17 protein-coding genes and 2 pseudogenes are annotated in these 21,723 nt (G+C 35.1%); 16 read left to right on the plus strand and 3 right to left on the minus strand.

The window, feature by feature from the left end:
* Positions 1 to 279 precede the first annotated feature (279 nt).
* On the plus strand, positions 280 to 2,100 hold the full coding sequence (locus tag K412_RS0111315) for an AMP-dependent synthetase/ligase (protein ID WP_024833219.1): 1,821 nt from the start codon (positions 280 to 282) through the stop codon (positions 2,098 to 2,100).
* Between the two features lie 861 nt (positions 2,101 to 2,961).
* Here the strand turns inward: K412_RS0111315 and K412_RS0111320 are convergent.
* Positions 2,962 to 4,106 (minus strand): IS3 family transposase gene (locus tag K412_RS0111320; RefSeq protein ID WP_278244529.1). Its coding sequence is split into 2 segments (ribosomal slippage): positions 2,962 to 3,842 and positions 3,842 to 4,106, totalling 1,146 coding nucleotides; the frame shifts between segments, so codons are not numbered across the junction.
* Positions 4,107 to 4,587: 481 nt separating this feature from the next.
* Here K412_RS0111320 and K412_RS0111335 point away from each other — a divergent pair.
* From K412_RS0111335 to K412_RS0111365, 6 genes are all read left to right on the plus strand, one after another.
* Positions 4,588 to 5,271: an ABC transporter permease gene (locus K412_RS0111335; RefSeq protein WP_024833221.1), complete on the plus strand. Its 684-nt coding sequence runs from the start codon at positions 4,588 to 4,590 to the stop codon at positions 5,269 to 5,271.
* A 1-nt stretch (position 5,272) separates the two neighbouring features.
* Positions 5,273 to 6,166: an ABC transporter ATP-binding protein gene (locus tag K412_RS20695; protein WP_034847460.1), complete on the plus strand. Its 894-nt coding sequence runs from the start codon at positions 5,273 to 5,275 to the stop codon at positions 6,164 to 6,166.
* Between the two features lie 629 nt (positions 6,167 to 6,795).
* Positions 6,796 to 8,157: an MATE family efflux transporter gene (locus tag K412_RS0111350; protein ID WP_024833222.1), complete on the plus strand. Its 1,362-nt coding sequence runs from the start codon at positions 6,796 to 6,798 to the stop codon at positions 8,155 to 8,157.
* A gap of 59 nt (positions 8,158 to 8,216) precedes the next feature.
* Positions 8,217 to 8,831 (plus strand): ribosome biogenesis GTP-binding protein YihA/YsxC, encoded by a 615-nt coding sequence (yihA, locus tag K412_RS0111355; RefSeq protein ID WP_024833223.1) that lies wholly within the window; start codon positions 8,217 to 8,219, stop codon positions 8,829 to 8,831.
* Between the two features lie 15 nt (positions 8,832 to 8,846).
* Positions 8,847 to 10,100, plus strand: coding sequence for a DUF445 domain-containing protein (locus K412_RS0111360; RefSeq protein WP_024833224.1), 1,254 nt, complete (start codon positions 8,847 to 8,849; stop codon positions 10,098 to 10,100).
* 23 nt (positions 10,101 to 10,123) lie between these two features.
* A complete protein-coding gene (locus K412_RS0111365; protein ID WP_024833225.1) occupies positions 10,124 to 10,981 on the plus strand; it encodes a cation diffusion facilitator family transporter in 858 nt (285 codons plus the stop codon).
* 61 nt (positions 10,982 to 11,042) lie between these two features.
* Here K412_RS0111365 and K412_RS0111370 read toward each other — a convergent pair whose 3' ends face one another.
* Positions 11,043 to 12,044: a copper amine oxidase N-terminal domain-containing protein gene (locus K412_RS0111370; RefSeq protein WP_024833226.1), complete on the minus strand. Its 1,002-nt coding sequence runs from the start codon at positions 12,042 to 12,044 to the stop codon at positions 11,043 to 11,045.
* A gap of 179 nt (positions 12,045 to 12,223) precedes the next feature.
* Here K412_RS0111370 and K412_RS0111375 point away from each other — a divergent pair, with 179 nt between their 5' ends.
* From K412_RS0111375 to K412_RS0111405, 9 genes and pseudogenes are all read left to right on the plus strand, one after another.
* Positions 12,224 to 12,769, plus strand: coding sequence for an NADH peroxidase (locus K412_RS0111375; protein WP_024833227.1), 546 nt, complete (start codon positions 12,224 to 12,226; stop codon positions 12,767 to 12,769).
* A gap of 374 nt (positions 12,770 to 13,143) precedes the next feature.
* A pseudogene (locus tag K412_RS23050) lies at positions 13,144 to 13,260 on the plus strand (Arm DNA-binding domain-containing protein); the annotation flags it as partial.
* Between the two features lie 247 nt (positions 13,261 to 13,507).
* Complete coding sequence (locus K412_RS21360) at positions 13,508 to 15,037, plus strand: Kelch repeat-containing protein (protein ID WP_024833228.1); 1,530 nt, start codon at positions 13,508 to 13,510, stop codon at positions 15,035 to 15,037.
* Positions 15,038 to 15,122: 85 nt separating this feature from the next.
* Positions 15,123 to 16,415 carry an ATPase gene (locus tag K412_RS22190; RefSeq protein ID WP_242835606.1) on the plus strand — a complete coding sequence of 431 codons (1,293 nt, stop codon included), beginning with the start codon at positions 15,123 to 15,125 and terminating at the stop codon, positions 16,413 to 16,415.
* Positions 16,415 to 16,720: a hypothetical protein gene (locus K412_RS20705; protein ID WP_242835608.1), complete on the plus strand. Its 306-nt coding sequence runs from the start codon at positions 16,415 to 16,417 to the stop codon at positions 16,718 to 16,720. Before K412_RS22190 ends, K412_RS20705 begins: the two co-directional genes overlap by 1 nt.
* Positions 16,701 to 17,108 (plus strand): hypothetical protein, encoded by a 408-nt coding sequence (locus K412_RS20710; protein ID WP_242835610.1) that lies wholly within the window; start codon positions 16,701 to 16,703, stop codon positions 17,106 to 17,108. Before K412_RS20705 ends, K412_RS20710 begins: the two co-directional genes overlap by 20 nt.
* 304 nt (positions 17,109 to 17,412) lie before the next feature.
* A complete protein-coding gene (locus tag K412_RS22745; RefSeq protein WP_004621604.1) occupies positions 17,413 to 17,514 on the plus strand; it encodes a putative holin-like toxin in 102 nt (33 codons plus the stop codon).
* Positions 17,515 to 17,688: 174 nt separating this feature from the next.
* Positions 17,689 to 19,137 carry an S-layer homology domain-containing protein gene (locus K412_RS0111400; RefSeq protein WP_024833229.1) on the plus strand — a complete coding sequence of 483 codons (1,449 nt, stop codon included), beginning with the start codon at positions 17,689 to 17,691 and terminating at the stop codon, positions 19,135 to 19,137.
* Positions 19,138 to 19,157: 20 nt separating this feature from the next.
* A pseudogene (locus K412_RS0111405) lies at positions 19,158 to 20,003 on the plus strand (Athe_2463 domain-containing protein); the annotation flags it as partial.
* A gap of 520 nt (positions 20,004 to 20,523) precedes the next feature.
* Here the strand turns inward: K412_RS0111405 and K412_RS0111410 are convergent.
* Entirely contained in the window at positions 20,524 to 21,477 is a 954-nt protein-coding gene (locus tag K412_RS0111410) for a hypothetical protein (protein ID WP_024833231.1), read from the minus strand.
* Positions 21,478 to 21,723: the final 246 nt, after the last annotated feature.

Raw genomic sequence — 21,723 nt, forward strand, 5'->3', positions numbered from 1 at the left:
TAGAAACTATTAATTTAGAAAAAATATAAGAAAAATGTAATAAATACAGTACTTATGTGTATATTTAAATGGAGCACTATCATTCAGAGAGGTTCTTCGGTGTAGAGGAACCTCCTTTTCGTATTTTTGATTTCATAACGACAGCTGATTTAAAAGAGAAATATTATTTATATAAATTGGAAAGATAAAATTAAATATATTTGTTGTAATATTGATTGAAAAGGAATACAATAATATAATTATAACCAGGTAATAATTATATTTATTTCAGGAGGGCATATGGCCAAAAATGGAATCTCCATAACAAATGAAAATGGCAAAAGAACAGTCAAGGGGCTTGGATATTATGAAATCAGTCCCGTGGCAAACATTAAGGAACTACTAAAAACAAGCGTAGAAACATTTGGGGATAAAACTGCATTTATATATAAATCAGGTGCAGACACTATCACTAAATCATATAAAAGCTTTGGTGCGGAAGTAGCTAGCGTAGGTACTGCACTTCACAAGCTTGGATTAAAAGACAAAAGGATAGCGGTGATAGGTGAAAACCGTTACGAGTGGGCAGTAAGCTTTTTTTCAATTGCATGTGGTACGGGAGTAGTGGTTCCTCTTGATAAACATCTTCCTGAAATTGAAATTGAAAAACTGATTATTAGAGGCGAAGTAGATGCAATATTCTACAGTAGTCATTTTGATGCTCAAATGCGCAGCCTGTCAGAACGAATGAAAACTATCAAATACTTTATATGTATGGACGATATAGGTGAAGATTATCCTTCTTCATTTACAACTATAGAGAGACTTATTGCACAGGGAGAAAGTCTCCTAAAAAATGGCGACAGAAGCTTTACAGATGCATTCGTAGATTCAGAAAGGCTGTCTGTTCTGCTTTTTACATCGGGTACTACCAGTATGTCAAAAGGGGTAATGTTAAATCAGCGCAATATTTGCTCAGATGTAAGTGCTGTTTCTTCAGTAATAAAAGTTCTACCAAATGATGTGCATCTTTCAATACTGCCATTGCATCACACTTTTGAATTATCAATTGGTATGCTTTTTATGATAAAAAATGGTGTGTGCATAGCGTATAGTGAGGGAATAAAGCATATTGCCAAAAACTTGAAGGAATTTAATGTAACTATTCTTGTAGTAGTTCCTGCAATTCTGGAAGCCATGTATAAAAAAATGAAAGATGGCATAAAGAAGTCAGGGAAGGAAAAGCAGGTTGCAGTACTTGCCAAGATTTCAAAAGGACTTAACAGCATTAAAATAGATTTAAGAAGAAAGTTTTTCAAAAGAATTCTGGAACAATTGGGACCGGGATTAAGACTGGCTGTGTCAGGTGCCGCACCAATAGACAAAGAAATAATAGAGGGCTTTGACATGCTGGGCTTAAAGGTTATACAAGGCTATGGCCTGACCGAAACTTCACCTGTTGTTGCAGCCAACAATGATTTTTATAATAAGGCGGGTACTGTGGGACAGCCGTTGTATGGTATAGAGGTGGCTATTTATAACCCTGATGAAAACGGCATGGGTGAAATCATTACTAGGGGTCGGAATGTAATGATGGGTTACTACCATGACGAAGTCGGAACTAAAGAAGCCATTGATGAAGAAGGTTGGTTTCACACAGGAGACTTGGGGTATATTGATGACGAAGGGTTTATAACAATTACAGGAAGGGCCAAGTCAATGATTGTTCTCACCAACGGTAAAAAAGCCTTCCCGGAAGAGTATGAAATACTTCTGAATAATATTGAAGGTATAAAAGAATCCTTTGTATGGGGAAACGAAGCCCCTGACGGAGATATACAGGTATGTGCTAAGCTGATTCTTAATGAGGCTGTTTTAAAAGATAAATACGGAAGACTTCCATCTGAAAGTGAATTAGCAGACATTATGCAGCAGGAGATAAGAAGGATAAACAAGGATATTCCACAGTACAAAATTATAAGATATTTTATTATGAGCTATGATGAATTGATTAAAACAACTACTCTTAAAATAAAAAGGCCTATTGAGCACAAAAAAGTAATTGAGGTGCTTGACCAAGCAGGATTAAATATGAGGAAGGCCAATGGGAAGCTGTTATAAGAGAAAATAGTAGATAAGCAGTCCCTATACATTAGAATAAATTGGTCATTGTGGTAAAATTACCTCCATAAAGTTTAAGGGAGAATTTTACCTTTTTTTACACTTGCTTTAAAACCAAGGATAATAACGACGTATTCTTGAAAGGTTTCACAAAAATATTGCAGTGTACCTCAAAATATTTTCTTTATGAAAATGTACATCCAAGGTATGTGCCTATCTCTCCGCCACATCATACTGTTCACCTGCCGCTCTCGGTCTGCCTAAGTACAAGAGCGTTAAGTGGTTTACTGAATTGCTACGTTATTTTATTAAAAATAGCATATAAATGCTCTCTAACTGATTTTAATATGCATTTATACAATATTTTACAAAACATACTTGACTTTACAAATAATACATATTACACTATGCATTGTTAATAATTAATCAAATTACTATATTACAAATACAAGCATTGTTAATAAATAGACATAGTTATTATTACATTTTGTAAAAAGTTTACAATTAGTATGATATCAATGTTTTAGATGAGAGGGTGAAGACTTGAATCCCATTAACGATATTTTTATTTTTTTTTTTCTAGTCATTCAGGATATATATTAGCAATAATTATTACAACAATAATAGTGAAATTATTATGTACACCTATTTATGTAATTAGATTTAAGAATAGAAAATTGAAACAAATAGTTGAGCAAAAGGTAAAAGAATTATCTCTGAATATGGAAAAAAAACGTATCGGTAAAAAACAAAAAAGATATTTATACGATTGTGTCGGTATGAAAAATGGTTTCACTATGACCTTGCCTCAATAAAATAGACAGCAAGAATCACTATTTATCTCATTAATTCTTACAATATCTATGATATTTCCTTCAGCACGAATGGGGGAATATATCCATTTGCTGAATGAGTCCTTTTACGGTTATAAAACAGTTCTATGTATTCAAAAACAGCCTTTTTAGCCTCAGCTCTGGTCTCAAAATTATAATCATTTAGCCATTCCATTTTAAGTTTGCCCCAAAAAGATTCCATAGGGGCATTATCATAACAATTGCCCTTTCTGCTCATACTGCATACAAATCCATATCTTTTTAGCAGATTTTGATAGTCATTACTGGCGTATTGAATTCCCCGGTCAGAATGAATTATTAATCCTTCTTTAGCACCGGTTCTTCCAATTGCTTGATTCAGAGCAGCAGATACCAACTCCGTTCTCATATGGTTCGCCATAGCCCATCCTACAAGCCTACGTCCATAGAGGTCCATTACACCAGCAAGATAAAGCCAACCTTCTTTTGTAGGAATATACGTAATATCTGATACCCACTTCTGGTTAGGTCTACTGGCAGTAAATTCTCTATTAAGAATGTTATCTGCCACAGGAAGACTATGATTTGAGTACGTAGTCGCTTTATATTTCTTTGACACTTTGGAACGTATACCATTTGCCTTCATTAACCTTGCAACACGGCCTTTACTGGCTTTCTGATTTTCCGGAAGATTCTTTGTTATCTGAGGAGCACCATAAATTCCATGACTCTTTTTATGGATTTCTTTAATAGTTTCAAGGAGCTCTCTATTTGACTTGCTCCGATTACTTTCGCTACGTGAAAAATATGCATAATAACCGCTTCTTGATACTTGAAGGGCCTGACACATCTTTGCAATCCGAAATATGAAGCGGTGTTTATAGATAAAATTAAACTTGTTTATTTCTGATTTTTCGCAAAATAGGCCGCGGCTTTTTTTAATATTTCATTTTCCTCTTTAAGGTTAGCTAATTCCCTGCGTAATTTTCTTATTTCATCATCGTCAGGCTTAAGGTTACCACTGCCTGGAAAGGCACTTGAACCATCCTTTTCATAAGCGATTAACCAGTCTCTTACTGTTGAGTAGTGCACTCCAATTTCTTTTGCCATTAAGCTTGCTGTTGTTTCACCTGCCAATATTTTTTCAACGGTCTGTTCCTTGAATGCTTTATCAAACTTTTTTCTCTCAGCCATTTGAATCCCTCCATGTTTTTATTATATAGGGATTCCTTGTGTCCATCAAACTGGATTAAGGTCACTATGCTTGTTTTATTTGTTCTTGAAATGACAGTGATAATAATGCTAATAAATTCAATTAGGCTCGTCGGAGCGTGTAATGTATTATGGTTTAACCTTAAATATAAAGACTTTTTTTTATCCATCATATACTTGATAACCATAATAATTAACGAAACCATATATATTAAAGGTCTACCAAAAGACCATAGAAGTTTACAATACATATTATCCTCAATCATGGCAGTTATTATATTTTATTGTTCATTATCTGTTAAGTCAGCAATAGTTGTATATTGGGTGGTATCTGGTGTGTTTAATATCTGTTTTAATCAATATATGGAGAAATATATCTCAAAAAAACATATAGATTTTGATAATAAAGTGTTTAGTGAGATTTTTATGTCAATAAAAAATAATAACATGAAAGGATGCTAAAATGATTTCTGTTGCAAGAACCGAACTATTTAAGCAATTAAAAACTTTTAAAGCATTAGTTATTGTAGCCATTTTCATTATTGTAAGTTACAGTGCTTCTAATTTTTTTAAATCCAATGAAAGTTTATTAGGCTTTAAGAATAATACTGCATTTTATTCAAGTATAAGATTATTAGTAATTTTATTTGGCTATATTTTTGTATCAACGATATCCTATAATTGTATAAATAATGAAATTGAACTAAAGACGATTAGATTAGTAATAAATAAGATTTCAAGAACTGAATTTATCATTGGAAAGCTTTTAGGAATATCAGCTTTTTGGTTTTTATGCCTTACCGTAAGTTTTTCAGTTGTTTCTGCAATTGCAGGAACCTTTAGCCTAAGTATTTATCTGTTAATAATTGTGGCCATGTTTTACTTTATTTGTTTAGTGATTTTTTTATCAACAATAGTCGAAAAACAATCTGTAAGTAATTTTTTAGGGATAATAGTAGGTCTTTTAATGCCTACACTTGGGTTATGGTCTACCTTAAGTAATTCAAATATTATATTTAGGGTAATAAGGTATATATTCCCTTATTACTATATGCTGAAAGAAGGGCCATATTTATTAATTCCAGCTATTATTGGAGTGCTATTCATACTTATGTCTTTAAAAGTTTTTATAGGAAAGGATCTATAAAATGAATCCAATTGAAACGTTTAATCTATCAAAAAAATTTGGTAATAAAGTTGTTTTAAATAATATAAGCATGTCAATAGCGGAGAAAGAGCTGTTTGGCTTTTTGGGGAGAAATGGTGCAGGTAAATCAACATTTATAAATGTTTTAACAGGGAATGTAAATAAAACTGAGGGCAGCTTCAATTTGCTTGGTTATACTGATAAAGATATAAATACTGCTAAAAAAGAGATAGGTGTTATGCCGGATGTAGCTAATTTGTATGGCGATATGACGGCGGTACAATTTTTAAGATACATGTCAAATCTTAAAAATATAAAAAATAATTCAACGGATGCACACAGGCTTCTTAAAATGGTTGGCTTAGAAGTATTAGATACTATGAAAATAAAGAATTATTCATTCGGAATGAAAAAGAAAATTAGCCTCGCTCAGGCACTTATTGGTGAACCTAGACTATTGTTTCTAGACGAACCTACTTCCGGGGTTGATCCTGAATCAATTATCAATATACAGAAACTCATTGTAGATTTAAATAAGAAAGGGACTACAATATTTTTAACCTCACACAATCTGAATGAGATAGAGAAAATTTGTACGAGTATTGCAATTTTAAAAGGTGGACATATTGATTTGTGCGGCTCAATAACTGATATCAGAAAATCCTTTTGTAAGAATATCACTGTTACAATTAAGGCTGATATTCCTTCAGACATATCGGATATTAGTGAATTTGTTGTAACCAAAATGGTAAATAGCAATAAAAATGTCTTTACTTTTAAAGTGGACAGCGAAGAAGAGATTGCATATATAATAACACAGATTGTGAATAAGAAGGGAAGCATTTATTCGGTTACACAAAATAGCATTACTCTTGAAGAAATATTTTTGAAGTAAACACAAATGATTATAAATTAATTATTTAGCAACAGTAATACTTAGTAAAACAATAAGGAGGTATTATGATTCGTAATATTATAGTTGGTATTCTTACGTTCGGGGTTCTTATATTTATTGGATACATAGTTCAAAAAGTCAAAAAAAAATAATTATCTAATTACTTTGTGTATTTTTAATAAGATGATAATAAAATACGAAGGAGAGATTTTAAATGGGAGCATTAATAAGAAAAATAGCATCATATTTGGTAACGAACTAGAATAAACTTCCAGGAGCAGTAAAGTGGGCAATAGAGCAAATAGCTGGTTGGGGAATTACCGAAGCAGTTGCAGCTGGTGTAGACGCAGTAGTTGACTTCCTTTCTGGCTGTGCAGATTGGGTAATAGAAAAAATAGCTGGACTCTTAGGTTTATAATATACATACATAAACCAAAAAGCGAGCTATTAAAAAAGTTTATTTAAATTTAGTATGAATTAATTTTAATACAATTTAGTAATAAAAGCAATCATCTTATTAAATACAAATAAAAAAGCAAAAACCAGTGAATAACTGGTTCTTTGCTTTTTTTTTACGGGTGTAGTATAATCACGTGAGGATAATTATGGGGATTTATACAGGGGGATAAATGCAAAGGTTACTGGCAAAAAACAAGGAATTTTATTTGAAGCTTCTTACACTGGCATTACCAATAACTATTCAAAGCTTAATTTCAACATCTCTTGGTGTCGTGGATTCTGTAATGGTTGGTGCTTTAGGGAATCAAGCATTAGCAGCTGTTGGTGTTGCTAATCAGTATGGTTTAATAGTATTTTTACTTTATAATGCAATACATAGCGGATGTAGTATTTATGTTGCCCAATTCTGGGGTAAAAAGGACCATGATAATATAGGCAGAGTGGTAAATATGGATATCGCAATAGCTGCAGGTGCTACTCTTTTGTTGGCAGCTATAGGGTTATTGTTGCCCGAACAGATTATTTCTATTTTTAATACCGATCCTGTGGTTATTAGTCAGGGCGCCGGTTTTTTACGAATACTCAGTGTGAGTTTTGTATTTGCAGCAATAAGTTTTGGATTCAGTGTGGCTCTCCGAAGTATTGGAAAGTCTGCTATGCCAATGATAATAAGTGCGTCAGCATTGGGACTTAATACTCTTCTTAATTTTGTACTGATATACGGAAGATTTGGTATGCCGGCAATGGGCGTGAGAGGCGCAGCAACAGGTACATTAATAGCAAGAATAGTTGAATTATTTATATTTTTATTTTTTGTATCAAAGTATTTTCCACTCCTTAGATTTAGAATCAGTGAACTTAGAAAAGTTACGAAAGATTTACTGGGCAGGATAACTAAGACTACCATCCCGGTAATTCTTAATGAAATGTGCTGGGGTGTGGGTATTGCAGTATATTCAATTGCGTATGGCAGAATAAGTACTGAAGCATTTGATGCAGTGCAGATTACAAACAATGTAGTAAACATGTTTATGGTTGCGGCCTTTGGCATGGCCAGTGCTTCGGCAGTTATGACAGGACATGCTATAGGAGCAGGAGAGGAAAAGAAAGTAAGACAGTACGCTTGGAGATTTGTCCGGCTTTGTATAATTGGTGGGGTCATTTTGGGAGGTCTTTTATATCTGTTCTCTCCAGCGATTGTAAGTCTGTTTAAGGTAAGCAGTGATGTTATTGAAACAGCTATAATTCTTATGGCAATGAACTCAATTATTTTGCCCATAAGATTTACAAATATAGTTGTCATTGTAGGAGTTTTACGTGGAGGTGGGGATGCTACCTTTGCATTTATAGCTGAAAGCATTACAATGTGGTTTATAGGTGTTCCTCTTTCTTTTATAGGAGCATTGGTGCTAAGGCTTGATGTTCAGTGGGTTGTCCTCTTGGTAATGGCTGAAGAAATCGTGAAAATGATTTGCGGTATTACCAGATTAAGGTCCAATAAATGGATAAAAAACGTTGTTAGAGAAATTTGATTTTTTCATATGAAATATTGGGCATTATAATAATAAAATTGTGAATTTTCGGAGGTTTTATGATTATTAAGAGTGCTTCACACGAAATTACGGCTGTAAAGCCAAACCAATACCCGGTTAAGGGTTTTCCGGAGATAGCTTTTGCAGGAAGGTCAAATGTAGGCAAGTCTTCAATAATTAATACTTTGGTTAACAGAAAAAGTCTTGCAAGAGTAGGGTCAACTCCCGGTAAAACCAGACAGATAAATTTCTTTAATGTTAATGATCTTTTTTATTTAGTGGACTTGCCTGGATACGGCTTTGCCAATGTATCAAAAGAGATGAAAGCATCATGGGCGAATATTATCGAAACATATTTGTATTCAAGGAAAGAAAACTTTCTTAAAATGGTTGTTTTGCTTGTAGATATCAGACATTCTCCCAGTAAGGACGATATTATGATGTATCAATGGTTAAAGGGCTTTGGACTAAATACCATTATAATTGCCAATAAGGCTGATAAAATATCCAGGGGACAGATAAATCCACGTATAAATGATATACGAAAGGTTTTACAGTTGGACGGAGCTGAAAAGGTTATACCATTTTCAACGGCTAATCGTTTGGGACTTGAAAAGGTATGGGCGGAGTTTGATATTGCATTAAATGTAACGGGTGAAGAACAGAAGGTTTAAGGTGGAGATTTTGATATGGAAAAGTACACTTATACAGATGAAAATGAAAAGCTTAGAAAAAAATTAATAATGATGAAAATTATTGCAACGTCATTATTAGTGTTTATGACTATTGTATTTATTATTTTCAGAGGATTGGAGGGCCGAGGCCTTCTGTATTCATCTATAGCAGCCTTTGCAGAGGCTTCAATGGTAGGTGCTCTTGCGGACTGGTTTGCTGTTGTGGCACTTTTCAAACACCCTTTAGGACTTAGAGTTATTCCACATACGGCCATTATTGCAAATAACAAATCAAGAATAGCCAAGGCTTTGTCAAACTTTGTAGTGTCCAATTTTTTTACACCTGAGATTATTAAGGCAAAGCTGGACAAGGTGAGTATTTCAAAAACTATTTCAGACTATGTTGAAAAAAACAGAGAAATGATTGTAAAAGCCATAGTTGTGAGACTTCCTTTTTTGGCGGATTCTTTTATAAATGATGAAAAAATCGGTAACTTTATTAAAGCACAGCTCTATACCAAAGCTGAGGAGATAAGTCTATATCCTTTGTTGGGTAAAAGCTTAACTCCACTTGTTGAATCAGGTTATCATAAGCCTCTTGTAAAGGGACTTCTTAATGCTACATACAAATTTATTAATGACAATAAAGACAAGACAATTCTTGTACTTGGGGGAATAAATAAAACTCTTGCTCTGCCATTTATTGGGGATTTAGTTTATCGTAAAATACTTGAGTTCTTAATCAGACAGATTGAAGAGATAGATACAAACGACGAGGCTGAAATTAACAAACTTCTGATGTCTGTTATTCCAAAGCTTATTGATGATATGAAAAATTCTCAGGAGCTTATTGAAAAAGGAGAGATACTCAAGGGACAGATATTGAATTCCGATATTTATACTAAAGTTGTAAATATGCTGACAGAAGTAACAGTTGCTTACAAGAATTCATATTTTGAAAATGAAGCTAAACTTACTGAAAAAGTTAGTGCACTTATTGATATGATTGCCGTTGGAATAAATAATAACGACACACTTCGTGAAACAATTGATAATTCTGTAATCGGCGGCATTGAAAGCATAGTTTCCCAATACGGCGACAGAATAGGTTCTCTTATATACGATACCATGGAAGGCTGGGAGACAAAAGACATGGTGGATAAGCTGGAGGTTCAGGTTGGAGCTGACCTGCAGTATATCAGGATTAATGGAACGGTAATAGGTGGTTTGGCAGGCCTGGTTATCCATCTACTGTCCCAGTTATTTTAATATTATTTTTAAGAGGTTATTATATGGATAGGTTCAAAATTACCCGGCTTGTTGCGATACTTGGTATTGCGGCAAATATTTTTCTTCTTTCCATAAAGCTTGCAGCGGGCTTCTTAAGCCGGAGCCAGGCTATGATTGCTGATGGTTTTAACAGCGCCGGAGACGTTTTTGCCTCGGTTATGACACTTGTAGGAAACAGTATTGCTAGCAAGCCCGAAGATAACGATCATCCTTATGGACATGGCAAGGCGGAATACATTTTTTCAATGATTATTAGTATATCTCTTATGTTTGTTTCATTTACAATTTTTAAAAATTCACTATCCTCAATATTAAACAGGGAGTCCTTCACCGTATCATGGTTTCTGATAGCCGCAGCGATAATTACTATTGTAGTTAAGCTTTCATTATTTATTTATACCAATCGTGTTGGAAAGAAAATGGATAACCTTCTTGTCATTGCAAATTCTGAAGACCACAGAAACGATGTCTTTGTTACTTCCGGTACAATTCTTGGTATTGTTATGGGGTATTTTGGATTTGTGTGGGTAGATGGTGCTGTAGGTATACTCATTTCTCTTTGGATTTTTTATACCGGAATCAAAATATTTATTTCGTCATTTAAGGTTCTCATGGATACTAATATGGACCCTGCCTTTAAGGAAAATGCACTTAATCTGATTCAAAGCATCAATGGAGTTGACCATATTGATTCTATCAATGCAAAGCCGGTGGGAGAGGGCTTTATATTAATTATAAAAGTGTCTGTAGACGGAGAAATGTCCGTAAATGAGAGTCACAAAATTGCCGGTACGATTAAGGCAAAGGTAAAGGATATTAAAGGAGTAAAAGATGCGGTAGTTCATATTAATCCGTGCTAAAAAACAGCCAAGGGGAACGAACCTGTCCCACTTGGCTGTATATGAAAATATTCATTATTTCCTAATCACTTATTACGATGTCAGAGGCGGTAACATTAACAGTTTTCAAACGAAGAACATCTTTGAAAAAGCTTAGGGGAACAAAGGTCTTTCCATCTATAATTTCAGGGGCTGTTCCCAGTTGAATGGGTGCAGTTCTCATATATATGTAGTTATCTTTACCTATAGTCATAAAAATACCTTTACCTAGCATTACAGTTCTCGTTTTACCGTCCCAGTTTACATCAAATCCCAAGCTTTCAGCAATTGCACGTACAGGAACCATAACTGTACCCGTTTTATTTGTGTATGCTGAAGGAGCTTCAATTGTTTTGTTGTTAACAACTATATTCATAGAAGCGATATTACCGCTTAGTATAGCTTCTTCATTGTCTGTAGGTTCAACAACCTTCTCAAATAATACAACTATTTTATCCGGAGTTGTCTGGGCAGGAATGCTTCTGGTCGAAATGCCGTAAAGCACTACGAGATTTCTGTTTGCAAGTTCACCGCCAAAAGCTTTTCCATCCTGGGATATTATTTCTGTTTCCTTAGAAATATTTAGTTTTAACATATTATCAGCACTGATTAAATCTTTATTGAACCTGTCAATTTTTATACACTGAACTTTACTACTGGCAACATTAACAACTTCTGCTTTATATTGTGGAGGATAAATCATTAGTGATGGTGCATTCCCATTATAATATCCTGTGATAAGAGCTCCAACTTCAATTTTTTCATTATTAATTACGTATGTATTGCTGGATATTATCAGGTTTGCTTGTTCTCCGTTCTGATCTTCAACCAGAGCAAACTTTGAGCCCTTCACGCCTTTATAATCAGTTATTTCCTTAACTGTACCAGTAAAAGAGCTTAAGGTAACTTGGTTCTCTCTTGTATCTGTTTGCTCAGAAATATTGACTGCATTAAGATTTTCTGTGTAATTTGCTAAAGATGGAGCAGATGAAAGTGATATAATTGTGACTGCAAATAATCCTGCTATTATTCTTTTGCTTTTCATAGTACGATACTCCCTTCGAATTTATATCATATTTATTAGACATAGAAATATTATTTAAGTTCCCAAAAAGATTAAATAAATTTTTTGTTTAAAGCTATTTCTTTAGGGTACATATATAACTGTCGATAAAATTTCATATTAAAATAAAATATAGAATTATATTGGGAGGATTTTTAGTTATGAAGAAATTTGTTTGTTCAGTTTGCGGATATGTACATACTGGTAATGAGGCACCTGATGCTTGTCCTCAGTGTAAAGCACCAAAGACAAAATTTATTGAGCAGTCTGAAACATCAGCACAGTGGGCTGATGAACATAGAATAGGCGTAGCACAGGGCGTTGATCCAGAGATACTTGAAGGCCTGAGAGCAAACTTTATGGGAGAATGTACAGAGGTTGGAATGTACCTTGCTATGGCAAGACAGGCTGAGCGTGAAGGATACCCTGAAATCGGTGCTTTTTACAAGCTTGCTGCATGGGAAGAAGCTGAGCATGCTGCAAAGTTTGCAGAATTGCTTGGAGAAGTAGTTCATGCTGACACTAAGAAAAACCTAGAGTTGAGAGCAGAAGCCGAAGCTGGCGCATGCCAAGGCAAAAAGGATCTTGCAACACGTGCAAAGCAGCTTAACCTTGATGCAATTCACGACACAGTTCATGAAATGTGTAAGGACGAAGCAAGACACGGAGCAGGATTTAAGGGCTTATTGAACAGATATTTTAAATAAAAATTAGTACAATATGATATAAAAAATACAATTCTTACTATCGGTAAACCGTTGAATACTAAGGCTTTTGGGCTACAGTACACGAAACTGATTTTAAGGATTGTATTTTTTTGTACTTTTGATTATTTTAGCATGTATTTATTTTTGTGGGAAAACGGTGGGAAATTCATCGAAATTAGCCCACAATTCAGAACTTTTCCCACAAATGGGGTGTAGACTAGAAGGGAATAGGGTTACGGTGCTTTTTGAACAATCGTGTGTGGGAAAAATTATTGACAGACCTCTCATCAATGAGAAATGGTATGGATGATTTTAGGGAGGTAGGGTGAGAGTATTGAAGTGTAGCGTAAGAAAAAGGAGCATCATGGTCATTCAGAGTAGAATTAGGAAAAGCAGATGGAAAACGTAAACAGATTGAACGTAGTGGCTTTAAGACTGAAAAGGAAGCAGTAGATAGAAAAATAACTATATCACATAAATTTTCCAACTGACCATGCCCAGTTTGATAGATACGGCTTATATAACCACAGGACAATAAATCAGCAAGCGGTGGATGAATACAGAATCACCGAGAGAAAAAGCAAGGGCAGCTTCAAATTTAATTAATAAACACCTAAACTTCCAGAATATAATATTAGATACTATAAAAACAATCTTTTACTTATTTTTACAATAATGTATAATTTTTGGCATAGGATCTGATCAGGTGCATATAAAAAAATTTTAAGGAGGGAAAACATGAAAAAAGGTTTTATATTTTTAAGCAGTATTATGCTTACTTTTATGTTCATGCTTTCAAGTATATCTGTGTTTGCAGTCGGGAATAATACATGGACGGATAAGGCAGCAATTACTGTACCACGGTATGATCATGAAGTAGCCATATTAGATGGAAAGATATATGTGATAGGTGGATATAACAGTAGTGGCTATCTTAATTCAGTGGAAGAATACGATCCTGCAACAGATAAATGGATTACCAGAGCAACAATGCCAACTGCAAAAGAATATCATCAAGTGGCAGTAGTAGGAGGAAAAATATATGTCATAGGTGGACAGAACAGTAGTGGTTATCTTAATTCAGTAGAAGAATATGATCCTGCAACAAATACATGGACAACCAAGGCACCAATGACTATAGCAAGGTTTAGACATGAAGTAGCCGTAGTAGATGGCAAGGTATATGTGATAGGTGGAAGTAACAGTAACAGTAGTGGTTATCTTAATACAGTGGAAGAATACGACCCTTTAAGAGATACATGGACGAGCAAGGCCTCAATGTCCATCGGAAGAAACTTTCATAAATTAGCCGTAGTGGCAAGAAAAATCTATGCCATAGGTGGATATAACGGTAATTATCTTAATACGGTGGAGGAGTATGACACGGAATATTCTTTACCTCAACCACCAGCTAAACTGACAGTTTTATCCGGCAATGAAAAAGTTGATTTATCATGGGAAGTTGTGGATAGTGCAACTAGTTATAACATAAAACGTTCCGAAACTTCAGGTGGTCCATATGAGACAATTGCAAGTAATATAATGGCAACAGAATATACTGACACTGATGTTACCAACGGAACTACATATTATTATGTCGTATCTGCTATAAACGAAACCGGTGAAAGTGAAAATTCAAATGAAGTATCTGCAACACCTGAAAATCCAGCCATAACCCTTGAAGTAACCTCAGTTGACAAAGCAAAGCTTGGAGACGAAATAACCGCAAACATAGTAATCCATAACGCTGTAAACATATGTGCCGAAGATTTGAAAATAGCTTATGATACTTCAAAATTACAATTTATAAGTGCTGAAAATGCCGATGGGATGAAGATTTATAAAGAGGATGATATCGCTGTCGGGATTAAAAGGTACATAACTGCGTGTCTAGGTAAAGCCAATGCTGCAAATGGTGATAAAGTATTATTAAAGTTGAAGTTCAAAACCATAGATAAAGGTGAAGCAAAGATTGATATTACTAACGGACGTATTGCTGACAACGCTACTCTGGAAATGGATATTTCACAGGAAAACTGTGGTGAAAAGACAATATTGATAGAAGGTCCAAAGGACGTCAATCGTAATGGTGAATATACTCTTTTGGATTTAGGTATTACTGCATGGTATTACGGTTGTGCCGCAGTTGACACGGATAGCAGCAAATATGATACCGACCAGGTGGTAAATGGAAGGATTGACGATGATGATTTAGCTGAAGTAGTAGCTCAAATACTTGCTAATACCAACTATACTGCTAATATATAATTAAATAATTTTAAGTAAAAGAACTTACCGTTTGGTAGGTTCTTTTGCTATATAAGGAGGTTTTTATGACTAATACTAAAAACAAATGTTAAAACAGGAAGGAGATATAAATAACAAGGATAGTTCTGATTATACCAAAATGAAGGAATTCGACTTGGAAGAACTTCTGAACAGATCTCGGAACAGGAGAAAAAAGAACTTAGGCTTAGGCTACGGAGCTTTGGATAACAATTCAAGGTTTCATTTACTTTGCTCCAGAATAAAGAAACGCATTGATGAGGAATGGATTAGAGAGCAGAACAAGAATAACCAAAAGCTACTTTTAGAAAGACACAGAAAGGCCATACTTGGAAAACCCACAGAAGTAAATTACCTGAAGGATAAAATTAGGGAATATTTAAAAGCTAACAGGCTTGAAAGTGAAGGATATCCTTCATGGTACAAAAACCTGGTTGATGCAATATTTCATGAAAATTGGGGGATAGCGGGTATTGCGGAGTGGATGGACATGCCGGAAAGCTCGTCGGCAAATATTATAGGTGATAGGATATTTTTCCTTATAGATGGTAAACAAGTGCTAAGAGAGCAGAGAATAAGCAAGAAAAGGTTTGAACAGTTAAGACAGGCTTTTATGCTGGGTGATGAAACCAAAAGAGCCAATGAGAACTATTCAGAGCTTTATATGTATTCAGGAGAGCGTGTTACCGTGTACACCGGAAGGAGGGTTATTGACGGCCAATCCGTTATGGTATTCAGAAAGTATGTAGTAAAGGTTTTGACTTTTGAAGAGCAAGCCAGACGAGGTACTATTCCTATTGAATTGGTACCGGCACTGGAAGCACTTGTGAAATGCGGTGCTAAAGTAGCATTTATAAGCCCTGTTCGTTCAGGAAAATCCACCATGCTGTTAACATGGCAGTTATGTGAAGACTCTGAACTGGAGGGAGTCCTTATACAGACAGACCCTGAAATTCGTATACACGAAGTAATGCCAAAAGCTCCTATCATGTCGTTGATTGCAGGAGGAAAGGAACTCTTTGAATTATCATCGGAAATACTTAAGTCAGATGAAGACTACATGGTTGTTCAGGAAGTCAGAGATAGCTACACAGCATACATTGCAGTTGAGGCAGCCAATAAAGGGACAAACCGCTTGAAGATAACTGCTCACTTGTCAAATCCGGAGGATTTCTGCTATGACATAGCCAACAAGATTCAAGGAGTATACGGAGGAAACATTGACTACCAGATGTTAAGAGTTGCAAACAGTTTTAACTTTCTCTTTGAAATGGTTCAGCTTCCGGGTAAAAGGTCACAAAAAAGGCTTAAATCCATATATGAAATCCGTTGTGAAGGATACAAAGGTTCTCTGACATAGTGTATGTTGCAACACAAACAGCAAGATTAGACGGATATTTCAAGCAATCAACTATAGATAAGCTTAAATCAGATTTGATGAAAGAATTTCCGGATCTTTCTGATGGAGATATATATATTAACGTAACAACGACCATGAAATACAGGACGAATGGATTTGACGAAAGGGAAGCAATATACTACGATATCAGGATTCCAATTAGAAAAATAGTTGCAGTTCCGGCGTATTGGGGAATATCTGAGAGCGAAAATCAAACTACTGCCAAAAGAGCAGGTTTTGTGTTAAGTGAGGTGTTGGCGCCATGAAGGCTTTTCTTTTCGGTATAGCAGCCTTCTTTTTCGGCTTGATTGTTGGCTTTTCTGCCATGATTACAACCTGAACCATATGCACTATAACCAGTTAAGAACAGTAGCAGAAGAAGCATCAGTAGCAGCAACAATGTTCACAAATTTACAGGCTGAAAGTGAGGGGAAAATAGTATTTAACCAGACAGAAGGGCATAAGGCCATAAAGGCAGTATTAAAGTCAATGCTTAAGACCGATGAAAACCTCAATCCTTTGGGGGGAGTTATTGGCAGGAGAAAATTACATATAAAGCATACTTTTTTGATGATTCAAATACAACATATCCAAAAAGTTTTACTGATCCGGAAACAGGTTTTAAGTTTGAGGTGCTGCGACCTTCCGTTGTAGTTACAATAAATGCCGGTAAAGCTAGATACACTATGTCAGGAATTATAGATGATACAGCAAATATCCGGAGTGCGGCACATGAGATTGTGGGGTGGTAAAATAAAAAACATGCAAAAAATCAGTTCCGGGGATACTGAAATGAAATGCGAAAATCCCTGAAACACTTGAAAATACTTGATTTGAGACACTTTTATGGTAAAATATACATATAAAGTAAATAGATTCAATCACCAAGTTTAAGGTGATTGGATGTAAACAGGGTGGTAGTCACTCCACTTCTTACAAAAGAAGGGGGGTGACAGTAATGAGTACATTTGAAGCATTAAGCTTAATGTTTGGCTTTAGTATGGTACTGCTTACATTACTCTCCGTAATTGTTTCAATAACAAAAAACGGAAAAAAATAATCACCCTGTCTCGCACACAGAGTGATTAATTAACTTTTAACCATTTTGAGTGACTGCCACATCTTGTGGACATTCAATCACCTTAATTATATTATACCAAGTTTGATTAAAAAGTAAACTATAAAACCAATCTTAAATTCAAGTATTTTACATTTATAAAGGAGAATAGAGCGTATGAAAAACAACCTAAGAAAAGCTATATCGGTTATCTTAGTAATTTCATTTATACTTCTTGGAGTTTTTCCGGCCTTGGCTGATAATAAAGAAGATACATCAATAGGTATGAGAATGAAGCCTTTGATTGACAAATACAACAGCCTGACACAAGCAAGTCTGGATACTGAACTGGCTAAGTATTCGGATATTAAAAATCACTGGGGCAGGAATTTCATATCAAAAATATCTGCCCTTGAAATAATATCAGGCTTTCCTGATGGAAGCTTCAGACCCGATGATAAACTACTGGGAGGACAGTACATTTTGATGCTTATGAGAGCAATAGGGTATCGAGCTGAATTACCTCAAGGATTGGCATATTACATACCCTTCGTTGACATTGCTTTAAAAGAAGGTATTCTGTTAAAAGACGAAATTTCAGATTTCACAAAACCTATTACCCGTGAGCTTGCGGCAAGCCTAGCAAGAAGAACCCTGGGAAAATATGAAACTGTTCCAAAGGACTACTTTGTAAAGGGAAGCGACCCATACCCATCCAAGGGTGACAAAGGCTTTTTTGACAACGTATATGCAGGCTACCAGAAGCTTAAAATGACAGATTACCCTAGTATAACAAGCAAATACCTTCAGGATGTAATAGACTGCTATCGTGTAGGGCTTTTGACAGGCAGTAACAACAAATTCAATCCCAAAGGTACTCTTACCAGAGCCGAAGCATTGGTAATAATAATAAAGCTGCTGGACAAAAAGGAGAGAGTAGAAAGCGTTCCATCGTCAAGTGAAAGCTTTAAATGGACAAACAGCAATGCCAACAATGGCGCATATGACAATGAATCCGCAGGTTTCTACGAAAACAAGGAATACACTCTGTATAAAGGTTTGTTTCCAATGATGGAGATATGGGAAACAGCTCAAACAATGTACAACAACCGTAACCTTATAACAGGTGGGAAGATAGACTTTACTTTCAGTGAGAAATACAAAAGCTTTGCAGTAAACTATTTTAATGGTGAGGATCACTTTAAAAAGTATATGAACTATAATAATGGAACTATTTTACCTCTAAATGGTATGGGAATAGCTACTCAAAGAAGCCAAATACAGAAGGGACAAAAAGAAAGCTTGTATGATAACTGTGACGGTTGGCTTTATGAGATATCAAGTTATGAGGTTGATAAATACAATAAGGATTTGAAAAACTACGTATATGAACTACTGAAGCTTTGGTTCGGTAAAGACTATGAGCAGGCCAAGAAGATACATGACCAATATTTAAACATTGCTGTGAAAGGTGCTGACTGGAAAGAAGGAGTGTATTTTCTCAACAACCGACAGATATACGTAGGCGGAGGCAATGGTACAACAGGAATTAATGGTGATGCATTCAAATTCCAAGTATGGGCTAAGGATTTTATAACCAAGGATACGATGTTAAAATTAAATTAAAATTCGAGAAGGTGATTTAATTGAATAATAGATTAGTTAAGGTGCTGTGCATGATAATGTGTACAGCTTTTTTTATTGCATTTTTTCCTGTGATTTTCAAGATAAATGCAGCAGGAAACTATACATCCCTTAAATACGAAAATGGGGGCATGGAATTTTTTGACCAGAGTACTTATAACAGCTATCAGAAGAATAATCAGCTACCAAAACTTATCAATGGAACTACTATACCATTAAAGGTAAGTGGATACTATCTCAACTATAGATTGTTTGTACAAAAGAACCTAGTTGTGTACGGAAACTATAAAAGTGTTTCGGGAAACTATTTTAAATGTGGTTATCAGATACATAGTGATTTAGACAATAAGCAACCTGATATTTATTATGATGGTGGATATTTCTTAAAGCCGGAGGGAGTCTCCTGCAAGGGAAAGGAGCAGAATCCTGAAACTCACGGAGATAAATGCAAGACTAATCGGGGCGAGTGGAAGTATATGGGATTTGATGTAAATGGAGAAGTATTTAGTAATATGTGGATGATAAATGTAGCAACAGAAACTACTTTTAGGGAAAGAAATTGGATAAAGGAGCCTTGGAATGATAAAAATGAAGTAAATAAAAGGCTTGTGGCTAGCACAAGCACATATAATGAAGCTGCATACAATAAAAAGAATATTTACACACTACAGACAGTCCAGAAACTAAAAGACTGGATGTATAAAACCTTTACTTCAGTAAATAAGTTTTCCGGAATACCGGACGGAAAGGGACACTATGACCCCAATGTATATCATCAATACCTGTATGTACAGTCCGCCCCTACAATTCAGTATTCCGGCAGCGGGAAAATGTGGCATGTAAGGCCGCAACAATGTCAAAAATCTTACCATATACAAGGGTAAGCACATTTGTGAAGAGTGCAGACAGGATTTAAAAGAAAAATAATCAGGTGTAGGTTTGTAATACAGAATGTAAATAACCTGTGTTAAAAGCAGTAATTCTTTATGTAATGATACAGTGCTTTTTTGAAAAACAGAACGGAATACCTCAAGTCTATAAGCTTAACGTCTGCATTTGCTATACAAAGCAGATTGGAATTTGTTTATGCGTTGGCGGCGATGACATGTATTTTGATTCTGGGCTTCTTGATAAGCCAGCGCCGCTAACTGTTTTTCAATTCTGCTGATGGTAAAACAAGCATTTTACACTAGCAATGTGCTGCAGATTTGCCGCTGGACAAACTATAATAAAAAGGAACCCATTTCTGAGTTCCTCATTTATTAGTATATAATGAATTTCAAACATGATTATGTAACACTCTATACACAGTATACCTGAACCGTCTGCATCCCGTTCAAATGTAGAGAACTCAGGTATTAGGTTTACTTATATTCCAAAGCTAGAAATATTATAAGCAGCGAAATAACGTACGGGCCATGTACAATAACCTTTACCATCAAGATTTTCACAATACTTTGGTGATACAGATTCATAGACAATATATGCATAGGTGGTGCCCATTACAACACCCTCTGCCATAGGAGGAAGTTCTGTCTGGCGTATCTCTGTCTTTGTCCTTGTGCTTTGATTCCATTTATATGAATACAAGACTGAATTATTGGTTCTTCCCCATGATGTTGAAACCATCATTTTGTCTCCTCTGACTGAAATGCCCTGTGCTTTTTCAGGAATTTTAATCTCAAACTGATATGGTAGCGTTGGAGAGGTTGATGTCTTATTTCCTACCGCATAGCAACGTGCAAACGGTTTTTGTACACTAGCATCTTCGCTTTCGTTTATATCTTTAGGGTTATAGTAATGTCCAATCCAGAGATAATTGTTCACAGCGTCATAACACATAGTTGAAGCTTGATATGCCAAATCTACTGATTTATTATATGATACTTCTAAAACTTTACCTTTACAATCTGCCAGTTTAGAATATTTAAAACATCCAACTGCTTTTCCATTAGAAACCCATATGTTACCACTTCTATCGCAGTCATAAGCAACTCCTCCTACGTGTGCAGTACCAGGTAATTTGATTGTTCCGAAATAGGATTTATCACTTTCATTAAAAACATATATGACTGACCTATGTTTGGAAGTGGATTCTTCACAGCACGCAGAGATCAACAGATATTCACCTGCAAAGGTGATTCCTTGTGGAACCATTTGAGTACATCCACTGTTTATAGAGGCATTCCTTACAAGGCTATAAATACTGTCATACGTATATGACGGTGATGGTGTTGGATATATTGCTGCAGAGGTAACAAAACAGCACAATACTGAAAATACAACTACAAAAGTCAATAACTTTTTTACTAAGTTTTTCATTTAAAAATCTCCTTTAAATTTTTATTCAATACTCAAATAGTGAACGGTAAACTATTCGCAAAAAAGTATAACATAGGAGAAAAGCAAATTCTAGTATAATTTGGTAAATATACCATTTTTATCAAATAGGAAGAGTCGTCCATACTCGAGAAGGATTATAATTAACATTACTCTTTAATATAAATGTGTGATAGCTATGGAAAAGGAAATATTACCAGAATTTCGAAATTAGCATCTTGGGTCCGG

This window comes from Ruminiclostridium josui JCM 17888 (genome assembly GCF_000526495.1).
In the GTDB taxonomy this organism is placed as follows: domain Bacteria; phylum Bacillota; class Clostridia; order Acetivibrionales; family DSM-1351; genus Ruminiclostridium; species Ruminiclostridium josui.